The sequence below is a fragment of the Arthrobacter sp. D2-10 genome (genome assembly GCF_054161285.1).
In genome coordinates this window covers 395,953-409,093 of sequence record NZ_CP096431.1, presented here as the reverse complement: position 1 = coordinate 409,093, position 13,141 = coordinate 395,953, and the positions used below count along the sequence as shown (strand labels likewise).

9 protein-coding genes are annotated in these 13,141 nt (G+C 65.5%); 7 read left to right on the top strand and 2 right to left on the bottom strand.

All coding sequences use genetic code 11. The features are described from left to right. Complete coding sequence (locus M1D74_RS02075) at positions 1 to 1,215, bottom strand: aspartate kinase (RefSeq protein WP_458116325.1); 1,215 nt, start codon at positions 1,213 to 1,215, stop codon at positions 1 to 3. A 161-nt stretch (positions 1,216 to 1,376) separates the two neighbouring features. After that, positions 1,377 to 2,648, bottom strand: coding sequence for a diaminobutyrate--2-oxoglutarate transaminase (gene ectB / locus M1D74_RS02070; protein ID WP_309069918.1), 1,272 nt, complete (start codon positions 2,646 to 2,648; stop codon positions 1,377 to 1,379). A gap of 218 nt (positions 2,649 to 2,866) precedes the next feature. Between ectB and M1D74_RS02065 the strand changes: the two genes are divergently transcribed. The 7 genes from M1D74_RS02065 (at position 2,867) to M1D74_RS02035 (ending at position 13,115) form a co-directional block, all read left to right on the top strand. Continuing rightward, positions 2,867 to 3,334 (top strand): 23S rRNA (pseudouridine(1915)-N(3))-methyltransferase RlmH, encoded by a 468-nt coding sequence (locus tag M1D74_RS02065; RefSeq protein WP_458116324.1) that lies wholly within the window; start codon positions 2,867 to 2,869, stop codon positions 3,332 to 3,334. A gap of 97 nt (positions 3,335 to 3,431) precedes the next feature. Continuing rightward, positions 3,432 to 4,031, top strand: a complete 600-nt coding sequence (locus M1D74_RS02060) for a hypothetical protein (protein ID WP_458116323.1) — start codon at positions 3,432 to 3,434, stop codon at positions 4,029 to 4,031. 78 nt (positions 4,032 to 4,109) lie between these two features. After that, positions 4,110 to 4,844, top strand: coding sequence for a YcnI family copper-binding membrane protein (locus tag M1D74_RS02055; RefSeq protein WP_458116322.1), 735 nt, complete (start codon positions 4,110 to 4,112; stop codon positions 4,842 to 4,844). Positions 4,845 to 4,926: 82 nt separating this feature from the next. Further along, the gene (locus M1D74_RS02050; protein WP_458116321.1) at positions 4,927 to 5,613 is read left to right on the top strand and encodes a DUF4232 domain-containing protein; all 687 of its coding nucleotides are present in this window, start codon (positions 4,927 to 4,929) and stop codon (positions 5,611 to 5,613) included. Between the two features lie 63 nt (positions 5,614 to 5,676). After that, the gene (locus M1D74_RS02045; RefSeq protein ID WP_458116320.1) at positions 5,677 to 10,347 is read left to right on the top strand and encodes an ATP-dependent helicase; all 4,671 of its coding nucleotides are present in this window, start codon (positions 5,677 to 5,679) and stop codon (positions 10,345 to 10,347) included. Further along, positions 10,340 to 11,134 (top strand): Fpg/Nei family DNA glycosylase, encoded by a 795-nt coding sequence (locus M1D74_RS02040; RefSeq protein WP_458116319.1) that lies wholly within the window; start codon positions 10,340 to 10,342, stop codon positions 11,132 to 11,134. Before M1D74_RS02045 ends, M1D74_RS02040 begins: the two co-directional genes overlap by 8 nt. A 55-nt stretch (positions 11,135 to 11,189) precedes the next feature. Continuing rightward, on the top strand, positions 11,190 to 13,115 hold the full coding sequence (locus tag M1D74_RS02035; RefSeq protein WP_458116318.1) for a DUF6541 family protein: 1,926 nt from the start codon (positions 11,190 to 11,192) through the stop codon (positions 13,113 to 13,115). The last annotated feature ends 26 nt before the right edge of the window (positions 13,116 to 13,141 follow it).

Here is a 13,141-nt window from a genome sequence, read left to right as displayed (position 1 = left end):
TCATGAGTTCCCCTCTTCTTCAAGAGCCGACCAGGCTTTCCCGAGGCCGAATGCCGCTTCAACCCTTGCTACCGCGAGTGGGAGCGATTCTGCAGGGATGACCGCCGAAAGGGATAGCTCCGACGTTTCCATCAGCTGGACGGGAATGTTCGCGTCGGAAAGCTCCCGGAGAAATACGAAAAGCACCTCCGCGGACGATCGCATGCCAAGCCCGGAAACCGTGATCCGGCCCATCCGATCCTGAACCTGAACACTGCTGAATCCGATGGTCTCCTGCAGCGCGGTCAGGGTGGCAACCGCCGTAGACGCTTCGGCTGATGGAAGTGCAAACACAACGTCAGAACTGGTGTGGTCCAATGCGTGCGAGGCCTGGGAAATCGTGGTGAAAGCCACCCCCGATTTGATCAGGCCCTCGAAAATCCCCACGGTGGCCTCGGGTCTCCCCGGCACATCGGCGATCGTGACCGTGGCCGCGGAGTTGTTGCTGGTTACCATCGAGACGACAGGCTGTTCCCCTGCGGATCTCCGGCGGTTGCCGTCCAAGCACGGCAGGACAAGAGTTCCGGGATTCTGGGTGAACGACGACCGCACGTGAATGGGAATGTTCCACCGGCGAGCATACTCAACACTTCGGAGATGCAGGATACCCGCGCCGGACGCTGCCAGTTCAAGCATCGCCTCACTCGAAAGTGCATCGATCTTTCGGGCGCTTGGCACCACCCGGGGATCTGCCGTGTAAACGCCGTCAACGTCGGTATAGATTTCGCAGATACTCGCTCCCAGCGCTGCGGCGAGCGCTACGGCGGTAAGGTCGGATCCTCCTCGGCCGAGGGTGGTGATTTCTCGCTTCTTCTTCCGGACCCTGCCCTGGAATCCCGCCACGATGGCGATGCCTCCCTGATCGACCCAGTCGCGGACTCGATGGGGTTTGACCTCAACGATGTGAGCATGACCGTAGGCGTGGTCGGTCAGGACTCCCGCCTGTTTGCCAGTGAACGTGCGGGCGCTGACGCCGAGATCAGCAAGGGCCATGGCGAGGAGTGTCGTCGGAATGAGCTCGCCCGTCATCAATAGCGCATCCAGATGCGGTTGACACGGATGTTCAGAAACACAGCCCGCCAGTTTCAGCAACTGGTCCGTGGTGTCGCCCATCGCAGAAACCACGCCCACCACCTTGTATCCGGCCGAGTGCGCGCTGGCGAGCCGATGAGCCACCCGCTGGATGCACGCGGGATCCTTGACAGAAGAACCACCGAACTTTTGTACGATCAGGCTTCCCAGTGGCGGTTGGCATCCAGGTGCTCCCACTGAATGCACGTACGCGGATCCACCGGCATAAGGGACACCATCAGCCGGGGGTGCTTCAGCGCCCGCCGTCATGCGACGTCAGCTTCAGCGAAGGAATCACCGGTGACCGAGGAGGCAGCCTCCGCGAGTATGCCCAGGCCCCGCGAAAGGTCGTCCGCGGTGATGGTGAGCGGCGGCATCGTCTTCACAACCTCGCTCTGCGGGCCTGAAGTCTCCACGAGCAGGCCGGCGCGGAAAGCCTCCGCGGTGATTTTGCGGGCTGTCTCCGGGTCCTGATAGTGGATCCCGGCGATCATGCCCCGCCCGCGAACCGTCGCCCCGCAGGTGCGGGCGGCAATGGTTCCCAACCCCTCGTGCAGTTGGGCTATGCGAGCGCCGACCTCTTCCTGAAAGGCCCCGTCGCTCCAGTACTCCTCGAGTGCTGCGGTCGCCGTGACGAATGCGGGGTTATGTCCGCGAAAGGTCCCGTTATGCTCGCCCGGTTCCCAGATATCCAGTGCCGGCCGGAACAACGTCAGTGCCATAGGCAACCCGAAACCCGATATGGACTTCGACAGGCAGACAATATCGGGTGTTATCCCCGCCGCCTCGAAGCTGAAAAATGACCCCGATCGTCCGCAACCGGCCTGTACATCGTCAACGATCAGGAGAATGCCATGCACGTGGCACAGCTCGCATAGATCCTTGAGCCATGACATCCGCGCTGCCCTGAGCCCTCCCTCGCCCTGGACAGTCTCCACGATGACAGCCGCCGGCATGTCGACGCCGGACCCCTTGTCTTCCAGGACCTGCCGTAGCCACATCAGGTGATCCGCCTGATCAGGAAGGTAACCGTCGTACGGAAGGCTTGAAGCGTTGTTGAGCGGGATGCCCGCTCCCCCTCGCTTCATGGAATTACCCGTCACCGACAGCGAACCCAGTGTCATCCCATGGAACGCGTTGGTGAAACTGAGGACATGGTGCCGAGCAGTGACCTTGCGGGCGAGCTTGAGGGCGGCTTCGACGGCGTTGGTGCCGGTCGGGCCGGTGAACATCACCTTGTAGTCCAGTCCGCGCGGGATCAGGATCAGGTCACGGAAGGTTTCCAGGAATCTTCGCTTGGCCGCCGTCTTCATGTCGAGTGAGTGCACGATCGCACCGGACTGCAGGTATTGAATCAACGGTGCAAGCAGGAGGGGGTTGTTGTGGCCGTAGTTCAAGGCGCCTGCACCGGAAAAGAAATCTACATACGCCCTTCCGTCCTCGCTATGGACCGTGCTTCCCTCCGCATGGGAGAAAACCGTGTCCCAGTTTCGGCAGTAGGACCGGACATTCGATTCGAGGCTTTCGAAAACATCCATGGTGGGTCTCCCAGGCTCGCCTACCACCGGGGTCTGGTGGTGAGGACCGATATGAACAGTTCCAGCGGAGCTGGAACGTCCCGGCAATAGCTGAGCCTCGCGCCGGTTAGATGTGTGCACGTATGCACGCGTCTACTTTTATGTAGGAAGCTTCCGGCCCGCACCTTATGAAAACCTCGATACGGGGGTGTGTTGGCGGTCGCGCTACGTTGATACACATGGCATTACGCGCTCTGGCTGTCGGCCGGAAACATGAATCCTGGGTGGCCGAGGGAATTGCCCGCTACGAGAAGCGGCTCAAGAAGCCTTTCGACCTCTCGTGGCAGCTCATCCCGCATTCAGCCCGCGAGGGTGATGCTGCCCGCGATGAGGAGTCTGCCCGCCTCCTTGAACGGCTCGCAGGCAAGAACGCAAGTGACTACGTGATCCTTCTCGATGAGCGGGGCAAAGCCGTGGACTCCCCCACCCTTGCTGCGCGGCTCCAGCAACCGCTCGACAGCTCACGCAACATCACGCTGATCATCGGTGGCGCATACGGCGTCAATACGGAAGTGCACCAGCGTGCGGACTTCGTGTGGTCGCTCTCACCGCTCGTATTCCCGCACCAACTGGTGCGACTCATTCTTGCCGAGCAGCTCTATCGGTCCCAGGAAATTGCAGGGCGCCGTCCCTACCATCACGAGTGAGTACGACCGAGCCAAAGTGTCCGCAGCAGCGAATAGAGTAGGACTACACCACTTCTTCTACCGGAAGTAGAAGGAGTCGATACGGGGAGGAGGAACCATGACGAGCAGCCACGCCCGCATCCTGCGGGCCGCAGCGTGCGCCGTCGTCGTCTTCTTCCTTGCCGCAGGCGCTCACCTGGCGGGTGGAGCAGCGCTCCCCAGCCCCTTCATTTTGGGCGCACTCGCGGTCACCACGCTCCTCGCCGCCACCGTGCTGTCGCGGAGTAAGCTTTCGCTTCCGGCCGTGCTCGGCGTCCTGAGCGCAGGCCAACTCCTCCTTCATGAAGCTTTCACCATGCTTACGACGGCGGCGGCGTGCGTCCCAGCCGCCCGTGACCACTTCGGTCCGCAACAGGTGCACTGCTCGCCGACCGGCGGGCTTGAGCATGCGCATGCTTTCTCGCTGTTCGATAATCCGGTGATGTTCGGGGCGCACGCAGGAGCGGTCGTGGTCACGGCGTTGATGCTGTATCACGGGGAGTCCGCGGTTGAGCTGGCGGTGCAGTGGCTACGGCCGCTCGTCATGCTTCCCCGGCTGAGAGCCATCCTGCCGGTCACCGACCTGCCGCCCCTCCCCGACATCCCGGCGCGCAACTACCTTGCACCCCTGCTGGACTTCCGACCGCTGCGCGGTCCGCCCCTGCCCACCTCTCACTGACTCACACCGGCGGTCTTCTGACGCGCCATTTCCCTGATCCCGCTGGCCCTTGAGCCAGCACCCCTGAGAGGTAACACCATGAAGACTTCAATTCGCCGTACCCTGACAGCTGCCGCCGCGACCACCGGCTTGATGGGCCTTGGGCTCGCCGGCGCCGCCGCACACGTGACCATCGAACCCGACACCACTTCGGCCGGGGCGTTTGCCCTCCTGAACGTGTCTTTCTCCCACGGTTGCGACGGCTCGCCGACCAACAAGCTCACCATCTCCCTGCCGGAGCCGCTGGTGGACGCCAAGCCGGAGATTGTTCCCGGCTGGACCGTGGAGAAAGTGACCGAGAAGCTCGACGAACCACTGACCCTGGACAACGGGTCCAGCGTCACGGAGCGCGTCGGGCAGATTGTGTACACCGCCGAGACCCCGGTCGAGGACGGCTATCTGCAGCAGTTCGATATGTCGGTCCAGCTGCCTGATGCCGAAGGCGAGACCATCGCGTTCCCCGTGCTGCAGAGTTGCGTGGAAGGCGAGACCGACTGGGCTGAAATTCCCGCCGAAGGTGAAGACCCGCACAGCCTTGAGGCTCCGGCCCCAACCATCACCCTGACCGGTGCTGAAGAGGGCGGGCACGGCGAGGCAGAGGAAGCGGCGGTGGAGTCGGAATCCGCTGCCGAAACCGCTGACCTGGAGAGTGCGTCCGCGGGCGATGACACCTCCGGAGCTGGGACCGCGGGCTATGTCGGCCTCGGAGCAGGCGTGCTCGGGTTGATCGCCGGAGTGGCCGCCCTTCTGCGCACCCGCAAGGCCAAGGCGTAACGGAAGCGGGCTCCCTGCGTCACTCAGCCCTGCACCGCCGAGGCTGTTTGACGCGGGGAACCTTCGCCGTAAGGGTGGTTTTATGACTACCCGCCTCTCCACTCCCCGCCTGCTCGCCGCCGCCGTTCTCCTCGGAACGCTTCCCTTGGCCGGCTGCGCGTCCGGGGAGCCCGCCCAGGAATCCACCAGTCCGGCGTCGTCCGCCGCCGCTCCCACGGTGGAAGCCAGCTCCTCGCCGGAGTCTTCGGTTCCGGCATCAGCGTCACCGTCCGCCGACTCCACTGAGAGCGGCGAACCGGACCCTTCGGAGGCCGTAACCTCCAGCCCGACGGCGGCGCCCACCGACGGCGCATGCACCGCCGACATGCTCAGTGCCGCGCTCGAGACCGAAATGGGAGGAGGCGCCGCGGGCAGCGTCTACCGACAGATCATCTTCACCAACGCGTCCGACGAGGAATGCGAAATTACCGGCTACCCGGGCGTCTCCTACGTTAACGCCGCGGGCGAGCAGGTCGGGGCTCCCGCAGACCGCGAGCCGGGCGAATCCGCCGAGGTGGTTCTCGCGCCGGGAGAAATGGCCGTTGCGCCCGTCAAGCAGACCAACGCCGAGAACTACGGCGCTGAGTGCGAACCGACAGAAGTTACCGGGCTGCGGGTGTACCCACCGAACGACACTGCGTCGCTGCTCGTTGACCAGGTCGGCACGGCGTGCGCCTCGGAGGACGTGGTGCTCATGACGGTGGCGCCGACCAAGCCGCTCGCGCCATAACCGACCCCGCGCGGCTTGTCCCCCACCTGAGAAAATGTCGGAAGGGTAGGAGATGATGAGTCGATGACATCGGTGCTAGGGAAATTCACGCCCGCCACACGCCAGTGGTTTGAGGGCGCCTTCTCCGCACCCACGCCCGCACAGGAAGGCGCGTGGAACGCGGTGTCCGCCGGGTCCCACGCGCTTGTCGTTGCACCCACCGGGTCGGGGAAAACCCTCGCTGCGTTTCTCTGGGCGCTGGACAGCTTCATAGCCCGGCCGGTCGAGGGTAAACGATCAACCCGCGTCCTCTACATCTCACCGCTGAAGGCTCTCGGCGTGGACGTGGAGCGGAATCTTCGGGCGCCATTGATCGGCATCACGCAGACGGCCAAGCGGCTCGAACTTCCCGCGCCCTCCGTCACCGTCGGCGTTCGATCCGGTGACACCCCGCAGGCCGAGCGCCGTACGCTGCTCACCCGCCCTCCCGACATCCTGATCACCACACCAGAGTCACTTTTCCTGATGCTCACCTCACGGGCAAGGGAAACGCTGACGGACCTGGACACGGTCATCATCGATGAGGTCCACGCCGTCGCCGGAACAAAGCGCGGAGCGCACCTCGCCGTTTCCCTGGCGAGGCTTGACGCGATGCTCGACAAGCCCGTGCAGCGCATCGGCCTGTCGGCAACAGTCGAACCGAAGGAGACGGTCGCCCGCTTCCTCGCCGGGGACGCTCCCGTGGAGATCGTGGCACCGCCGTCCAAGAAGTCCTGGGACCTCACCGTCACCGTGCCCGTGGAGGACATGACGGAGCTGGGCGGTTCACCTGCCTCGGATGACGACGGCGGCCCTACCCCGTCGCCGAGTATCTGGCCACATGTCGAAGAGAAGATCGTGGATCTCATCAAGACCAAGCGGTCAACGATCGTCTTCGCGAATTCCCGCCGTCTGGCCGAGCGGCTGACGGCCCGGTTGAACGAGATCCACGCTGAGCGTCTCGAAGCGGCTTCATTCTGGGATTCGCCGGGTGCGGCTGCGCCTGGGGAGAAGGCCGAGCCGCAGCGCCCTCCTGCCGAGGTGATGGCGCAGGCCGGGCAGACGGAAGGTGCAGAGCCGTTGCTCGCTCGGGCACACCACGGCTCCGTGTCCAAGGATCAGCGTGCCCTGATCGAAGATGATCTGAAGTCAGGCCGCCTGCGCTGCGTCGTCGCGACGTCCTCGCTCGAGCTGGGGATCGATATGGGCGCAGTGGACCTGGTCATCCAGGTGGAGTCGCCGCACTCCGTGGCCAGCGGGCTGCAGCGTGTTGGCCGGGCTGGCCACCAGGTTGGCGAGGTGTCCGAGGGCGTGCTCTTCCCGAAGCACCGCGGCGACCTCGTGAACACCGCGGTCACGGTCGAGAAAATGCTCGCCGGTCAGATCGAACCGCTGTACATCCCTACCAACCCCCTCGATATCCTCGCGCAGCAGACCGTTGCGGCGGCGGCTCTCGATACCATCGACGTCGAGGAATGGTTCGACGTCGTCCGGAAATCAGCACCGTTCGCTACCCTCCCTCGCTCGGCCTTCGAAGCAACGCTCGATCTCCTCGCCGGACGGTACCCCTCGGACGAGTTCGCCGAACTGCGGCCCCGGATCGTCTGGGACCGCGTCGAGGGGACGATCACCGGCCGGCCGGGTGCACAGCGGCTGGCAGTCACCTCCGGTGGCACCATCCCGGACCGCGGCCTGTTCGGCGTCTACCTTGTCGGTTCCGAGGACGCCGGGTCGAACCGGGGCGGGCGTCGGGTCGGCGAGCTGGACGAGGAGATGGTCTACGAGTCACGCGTCGGTGACGTCTTCGCCCTCGGCGCCACCAGCTGGCGCATCGAGGACATCACCCACGACCGCGTGCTGGTGTCCCTTGCCTTCGGTCAACCGGGCAAGCTTCCCTTCTGGAAGGGCGACTCCCTCGGCCGCCCGGTGGAACTCGGCCGCGCCCTTGGGAAGTTCGTCCGGGAGCTGACCAACGCGTCGGATGAGGACGCCACCGCGAGGTGCACCGCAAGCGGCCTCGACGAATGGGCCTCCGGCAACCTTCTGGCCTATCTCCGGGAGCAGCAGCAGTCCACGGAGGTCGTTCCCAGCGACCGCACCCTTGTAGTCGAGCGCTTCCATGACGAGCTCGGCGACTGGCGGGTTGTCCTTCACAGCCCCTTCGGCATGCCGGTTCACGCACCCTGGGCGCTGGCCGTCGGAGCAAGGCTCGAACAGCGGTACGGGATGGACGGCTCAGCCATGGCTTCCGACGACGGCATCGTGCTGCGCGTTCCCCTCATGGAAGACGAGCCGCCCGGCGCTGACCTGTTCCTCTTCGACGCCGAAGAACTGGACGGCATCGTCACGGCGCAGGTGGGCGGTTCGGCGCTCTTCGCGTCCCGGTTCCGGGAGTGCGCGGCAAGGGCGCTGCTGCTGCCCCGCCAGAATCCCTCGAAGCGCAGCCCGCTGTGGCAGCAGCGGCAACGCTCGGCCCAGTTGCTGGACGTGGCGCGCAAATTTCCCACCTTCCCGATCATCCTCGAGACGGTGCGCGAATGCCTGCAGGACGTCTATGATCTCCCTGCGCTGAAGGACATCGCCGGGCAGATCGACCGCCGGGAACTGCGGATCGTCGAGACCACAACCTCGCAGCCCTCGCCGTTCGCCCGCACCATGCTGTTCGGTTATGTAGCCTCCTTCCTCTATGAGGGCGATTCCCCGCTGGCGGAACGCCGGGCGGCTGCTCTGTCACTCGACCCCACTCTCCTTAACGAACTCCTGGGCCGAGCCGAACTGCGCGAGCTGCTCGACGCCGGCGTTATCGCGGATACCGAGCAGGAACTGCAGCGCCTTGCTCCAGACAGGAAGGCGCGCGGACTTGAGGGCGTTGCCGATCTCCTGCGGTTGCTCGGGCTGTTGACCGCCGCCGAGATCGCCGAACGGTCCGAGGACCCGGACGCCGCCACCGATCACGTGGACGCCCTCGTCAAGGCGAATCGGGCCTTGCGCGTGAACGTAGCCGGCGCCGAGCGCATCGCTGCAGTGGAAGACGCCGCCCGGCTGCGTGACGCCCTCGGCGTGCCGCTGCCGATGGGTGTCCCGCTGGCGTTCATCGAACCGGTGCCGGACCCGCTCGGCGATCTGATCGGCCGTTATGCCCGCACCCACGGTCCCTTCACCGCCGCCGAAGCCGCAGCACGGCTGGGACTGGGTGTCGCCGTCGTCGTGACTGCCCTGCAGCGGCTTTCCGCAGACGGCCGGGTGGTGGAAGGCGAGTTCCGCCCGACCGAGTCCGCGCCCGACCATCAGGCCGCCTCAAGTGAATGGTGTGACAAGGAGGTCCTGCGGCGGCTCCGGCGCCGTTCCCTGGCGGCCCTGCGGCACGAGGTCGAGCCAGTGGACCCTGCGGCGTACGGCCGGTTCCTGCCTGCATGGCAGCACGTCGGCTCGGGTCTGCGCGGGCTCGACGGTGTCGCCACTGTCATCGACCAACTGTCCGGTGTGCCCATCCCCGCTTCCGCCTGGGAACCGCTCATCCTCCGTTCGCGCGTGTCCAACTACAGTCCGGCCATGCTCGATGAGCTGGCCGCAACAGGTGAGGTCGTGTGGTCCGGCGCCGGGTCACTTCCCGGCAACGACGGCTGGATCTCGCTTCATCTGGCGGAGAACGCTTCACTGACCCTGCGGCCGGATCCGGAATTCGAGCCCACCGCGCTGCAGCAGGAACTCCTGGAACTGCTCGCCGGCGGTGGCGCGTACTTCTTCCGCCAATTGGTGCAGGGGCTGACCAACGGCAATCAGCCCGCCGACGGCACGGTGACCGCCGCCCTGTGGGACCTGGTATGGGCCGGGCGGATCGGCAATGACACGTTCACACCTGTGCGCTCCCTGCTGGCCGGCGGGAAGACCGCCCACAAACAGCGCACCCCCACCCCGCGAGCACGGACAGCGAGGATGGGGCGATTGGGCAGGGCGCCGTCGCTCACCGGCAGCAGTCTGCGGACTGCGGGGTTGTCGGCCGCGAACGACGGCGGCACAGGCTACCAGCGCAGCACTCCTCCACAGGTGGCCGGCCGGTGGTCCCTGCTTCCTGCCGTCGAAGGTGACACCACCATCCAGGCGCACGCCACGGCTGAGCTGCTCATGGATCGCTACGGGATCCTCACCCGCGGGTCCGTCGCCAGCGAGGGTATCCCCGGCGGATTCGGGTTGATGTACAAAATGCTCTCCCGCCTGGAGGAGATGGGACGCTGCCGCCGCGGCTACTTCATCGAGCACCTCGGCGCCGCCCAATTCGCCGTGCCGTCGACGGTCGACCGGCTCCGCTCCTTCAGCGCCGATGCCCGCCCGGATGCCGCCGTGGCGAAGAAGCCGGCCGCCGTTGCCCTTGCCGCCACCGATCCGGCCAACCCGTTCGGCGCGGCGCTGGGCTGGCCTGCACACGACGGCGGTCACCGCCCGGGCCGAAAGGCCGGCGCCCTGGTGGTGCTCGTCGACGGACAGCTCGCCCTGTATGTGGAGCGCGGTGGGAAGACCATGCTGACGTACACCGAGGACACGGATGCTCTTACAGCGGCAGCGGAGGCGCTGGTCACAGCCATCCGACACGGCGCAGCAGACAAGATGGCCGTCGAGAAGATCAACGGCGAGTCCGCCCTCGATTCCCCGGCCGGACGTGCCCTTGGCGACGCCGGCTTCTACAGCACACCGCGTGGATTGAGGATCCGTGCCTGAGGGAGATACCGTCTGGCGGGCCGCCCGCGACCTCGATCGCGCACTCCGGGGCAAGGAACTCACCCGGTGCGACATCCGGGTGCCCCGTTTCGCCACGGTGGACTTCATCGGACGCACGGTGCGCAATGTCACCGCCCGCGGCAAGCACCTGCTCATCCGGGTGGAGGACGAGTGGAGTATCCACTCCCACTTGAAAATGGAGGGCCTCTGGCACGTATACCCCCGCGGCGGGAAGTGGCGCCGACCGGCCTTCAAGGCCCGGTGCATCCTCGAAACCGACACGAACGCGGTGGTGGGGTTCGAGCTCGGTTTCCTGCGGGTGATTGCCCAGGCAGAGGAGGACGACGCCGTCGGCTACCTTGGTCCTGACCTCCTCGGACCTGACTGGAACGCGGAAGAAGCGCTCCGCCGGCTGCGCTCAGATCCCGACCGTCCCATCGGCCTTGCCCTCCTCGACCAGCGGAATCTCGCAGGAATCGGTAACGTGTACCGGTGCGAGTTGTGCTTTCTTGCCGGCGAGCATCCGCTCACACCGGTGGGTGAGGTGAAGAACCTGCCGCGGATGGTGGAGCTGGCGCATCGTCTGCTTGACGTGAACAAGGAGCGGTCAACCCGCGTCACCACGGGATCAATGCTTCGCGATCCGCTGTGGGTATACGGGCGGACCGACCGGGGATGCCTTCGGTGCGGAACTCGGGTGGTCCGCAGTGAACTCGGGGACAACGAGCTCGAACAACGCGTGCTCTACCACTGCCCCCACTGCCAACCGGCACGGGTTTCAGCGTAACGCTGACACTCACCGGCACCCGTTTGACCATCCGTACCGCCTACCGAGGGAGACCATGAGCTGGTTCAGCGCGCTCCCCGGCTTCCTCGTGGCGCTAGTGGTTCTCCTTGGTCCGGGCTTGCTTTGGGGTGCGATCCTCGGCCTGCGGCGCCTCACCCTGCTGGCCCTCGCCGGCCCTCTGAGTGTGACCGCCGTCGTCGTCGCGTCGGAAGTTGCCTCCCTGGCCGGCGTGCGCTGGTCGCTGGGGCCTCTCTTCGGCGTCTCCGCCGGCGTTGCCCTGGTGTTGTGGCTGATCCGCCGGCGGTTTCGGGATGCCCTCGCAATGGACCCCGGCGGACCGCTGCGCCGGACCCTGATTGCGTGGGGTGTTGCAGCTTTACCCGTCGGTCTGATCACACTGTGGATCTTCGGGAACCCGGAGAACATCGCACAGTCGCACGACAACATCTTCCACCTCAACGCAGTTCGTTACATCGCGGAGTCGGGAAACGCGTCCTCGCCCGACCTAGGATATCTCGGCACGCGCGCCGCCGTCTTCTATCCTGCAGGCTGGCACGCCCTCGTTTCGGTTGTCATGTTGTCTTCCACTCTGTCCATCCCGGCTGCGATTAACGTCGTGAACATAGCGATTGTTCTGGCGATCTGGTGTATTGGTTGCCTCTTCCTTGTCACGAGGGTGACCGGCGAGCGTCTCGCTGCACTCTTGATCGCAGCAGTACTCGCAGGCTCCTACAGTAGCTTCCCTTACCTGCTGTACGAGTTCGGCGTTGTTTACCCCTATATGCTGTCTATCGCCTTGCTGCCGGCGGTACTCGGGCTCGTGGTGCAGCTGATGCGCGTCGGTGCACCCCTGCGTACGACGACGGCCGGCAACCTCCTGCTGCTGTTGGGAATTCTCCCCGGGCTGGCCCTGGCCCATCCGTCGACGCTGGTCGGCGCTCTGGGCCTCAGCCTGCCGATGGTCCTCGCCGCTGGCTACAGCCGTCTGCGCAGGGACAACAAGACTCCGTGGAAGACGCTGCTGCCGACCGGCGCATTCCTAGCGGTGCTTGCGGTCGCCTGGATGACCCTGCGCCCGGCACGGAGCAGTTCAGACAATTGGGACGAACTCGGCGACGCGGGCCAGGCCCTCGTAGAGGTGGTCCTACACTCGCCGCTCTACCGGCCCCCCGCGTATCTTGCCGCCGCCCTGACTCTTGCCGGAGCCGTCGTCGTTCTTCGTCGCGGGCGCCACCGCTGGACACTGGCCCTGTACGCGCTGGCGGCGATGCTGTTCGTTGTCGCCAACTGGAAGGAAGTGCCGGACCTGCGGTGGATCGTAGCCGGTGTCTGGTACAACGACTTCTTCAGAATCAGCGCCATGCTGCCGGTGGCCGGGACCATCCTCGCGTCGCTTGGAGCTGTCGCACTCGTCGACGTCGCTGCCCGACGACCGGCGGTGCGTTCCTTCCTGCGTGGGCAGGGTGGAAGCAGGACGCGTGCGGCCGCCGTCGTCGTCGTACTGTTGGTCCTCGGAGTGGCGCTGGCACCGCTCGGCGCGGTTCAGCAAGGGGTCGCGGAAGCGGCCGCAAAGTACCGCTTCACGGAGAATTCGCAGCTGCTGACCAGCCAGGAACTGGCGCTTATCCAGCGACTGCCCGAGACAGTCGAGGAAGGCGCGGTCATCGTCGGGGTGCCGCTGACCGGAGCCTCCCTGTCCTACTCCTACACAGGCATTCCCACACTGATTCCGTACGGAACGCCCGTCTCACCAGCCCGCAGTCTCGTCTACGCCGCCCTGGACGAGATGTCCACCAACCCGGAGGTTTGCCCCGCGGTCGAAGAAACGGGAGTGCGCTACGTCCTCGACTTCGGCATCAGCTCCGTGCACCCGGGCGAGACCGAAAGGGCAGCGGGGCTGGAGGACCTCACCCGGGAAAACGGGTTTGAGCGCGTGGACAGTGAGGGAACAGCAGCGCTCTACCGCGTTACCGGGTGCTGACCGGTTCATATCGAGCGCGGAAGGGT

What these genes read in the sequence shown, in the direction of transcription:
- M1D74_RS02060 (WP_458116323.1), top strand. Translation starts at nt 3,432, where the DNA reads ATGACGAGCAGCCACGCCCGCATCCTGCGGGCCGCAGCGTGCGCCGTC.
- M1D74_RS02045 (WP_458116320.1), top strand. Translation starts at nt 5,677, where the DNA reads ATGACATCGGTGCTAGGGAAATTCACGCCCGCCACACGCCAGTGGTTT.
- ectB (WP_309069918.1), bottom strand. Translation starts at nt 2,648, where the DNA reads ATGGATGTTTTCGAAAGCCTCGAATCGAATGTCCGGTCCTACTGCCGA.
- M1D74_RS02055 (WP_458116322.1), top strand. Translation starts at nt 4,110, where the DNA reads ATGAAGACTTCAATTCGCCGTACCCTGACAGCTGCCGCCGCGACCACC.
- M1D74_RS02065 (WP_458116324.1), top strand. Translation starts at nt 2,867, where the DNA reads ATGGCATTACGCGCTCTGGCTGTCGGCCGGAAACATGAATCCTGGGTG.
- M1D74_RS02035 (WP_458116318.1), top strand. Translation starts at nt 11,190, where the DNA reads ATGAGCTGGTTCAGCGCGCTCCCCGGCTTCCTCGTGGCGCTAGTGGTT.
- M1D74_RS02050 (WP_458116321.1), top strand. Translation starts at nt 4,927, where the DNA reads ATGACTACCCGCCTCTCCACTCCCCGCCTGCTCGCCGCCGCCGTTCTC.